This is a genomic window from Microcystis sp. M53602_WE12, assembly GCF_030065455.1.
GTDB lineage: Bacteria > Cyanobacteriota > Cyanobacteriia > Cyanobacteriales > Microcystaceae > Microcystis > Microcystis aeruginosa.
Genome location: NZ_JASJFB010000883.1, coordinates 1 through 1,332, shown reverse-complemented (window position 1 = coordinate 1,332; position 1,332 = coordinate 1). Strand labels below are relative to the sequence as shown.

At 39.9% G+C, this 1,332-nt stretch carries 4 protein-coding genes; 2 read left to right on the top strand and 2 right to left on the bottom strand.

Features of this window, described 5'->3' with window-relative positions; genetic code table 11:
* Nucleotides 1–80: 80 nt before the first annotated feature.
* Complete coding sequence (locus PX482_RS26885) at nt 81–299, top strand: PEP-CTERM sorting domain-containing protein (RefSeq protein WP_232023761.1); 219 nt, start codon at nt 81–83, stop codon at nt 297–299.
* 69 nt (nt 300–368) lie between these two features.
* Here the strand turns inward: PX482_RS26885 and PX482_RS26880 are convergent, their stop codons facing one another.
* Entirely contained in the window at nt 369–650 is a 282-nt protein-coding gene (locus PX482_RS26880) for a type II toxin-antitoxin system RelE family toxin (protein ID WP_004159268.1), read from the bottom strand.
* On the bottom strand, nt 616–819 hold the full coding sequence (locus tag PX482_RS26875; RefSeq protein WP_004159269.1) for a type II toxin-antitoxin system Phd/YefM family antitoxin: 204 nt from the start codon (nt 817–819) through the stop codon (nt 616–618). Before PX482_RS26875 ends, PX482_RS26880 begins: the two co-directional genes overlap by 35 nt.
* A gap of 278 nt (nt 820–1,097) precedes the next feature.
* Here PX482_RS26875 and PX482_RS26870 point away from each other — a divergent pair.
* Nucleotides 1,098–1,332, top strand: a 235-nt coding sequence (locus PX482_RS26870; RefSeq protein WP_288123248.1) for a DUF4277 domain-containing protein, incomplete at its 3' end; no start/stop codon positions are given.

Here is a 1,332-nt window from a genome sequence, read left to right as displayed (position 1 = left end):
TGAGGTGGCCAATTACCTAATTTTCAGGGAAAAAGTGCCTAAATTTCCCCCCGATCACTCCCAGATCCAGTACTTTTTGATTGACAAAAGGTCTAAAAGTCTTACCCAACAAAGTTTTTAGATTTATTCAGCCAGCCCTATATAGTGGAGCTTTATCGGCTTCGGATATTCAGTTTCTCTATCATAACCCTGGAGTAGCAATTGGAGAATCCTCATCCATCCCCGAACCCTCATCAATTCTAGGAATACTGAGTTTAGGAGTATTAGGAATAGGTGCAGCTTTAAAGCGCAAATCTTGAAGATAGTGCTAGAGGCATTTCCTATAAATGCCTCACCTTGCTTTTTTACAGAGATCATCTAAACAAATTCTAACGATAACTTTCCCTTCTGTGTCGAACTCGCATCACTTTCACAACTTGGTTTTTATCATCAATTTCGTAAATAATTCGATACTCTCCAACTCGAACACGGTAATCTTGTAGGGAGTTTTTCAACTTAAGACATCCAGATGGTCTAGGATTAGTGTTTAAGGCTCTAATGACCGGAATAATACGCTCAAATAAATCAGCAGGTAATTTTCTTAAATCCCGTTCCGCCTGTTTTTCTAGAAGAACTTCATACATCCGTTGAATAATCTTTGAGAAAGTCATCTAGAGAACGAAACTCAAGGGGTTTCTGGCGCATTTCGGCTAAAGCCTTTAAATCTTCAATCGCTTCAATTTGCTCTAACATCTCTTGATAAACCTCAATATCGAGAATAACCGACACTGGTTTCCCATCGCGTAAAACTATTTCAGGGTCTTTAGGCTGAGTTGTCATAATTTAGCTGTTTAGTTAGTATTTATTTCTATTGTAGATTTTAGCAAAGGCCAATTCAAGTTTGAAGTGCACCAGTACCTGACTGCTTGAAGCCCACATTCCGCACCCTCAACTGTCACATAAGCTGTCCCCCTCCAGAGACTTGAGTAAAAATACTTATCTGGTGAAGGTTTTCTCGGTGGCCGTTAGGGGGAGCTTGAGACCCTAATTATGAAAAAATAGGAATTGTTGGAAAACTGAGGCGAGTGGACTGTTCGACCAGGAATCAATCAACAGAAATTGAAGTCAAAAATCTAGACCATCTGGGATTAGTAGCCGGAATTATCGATGAAATAGGAATCGTTGAAATTATCAACGAACAAGTCTCAATTGAGCGAGGAGAAATTGTCACAGCGGGGCAAGTCGTCAAAGCAATTATCCTGAATGGATTGGGATTTGTCTCCGGGTTTTTGTATTTATTTCCTCAATTTTTTGAAGATAAAGCAACCGAACATCTGCTGGGAGAGGGCATCG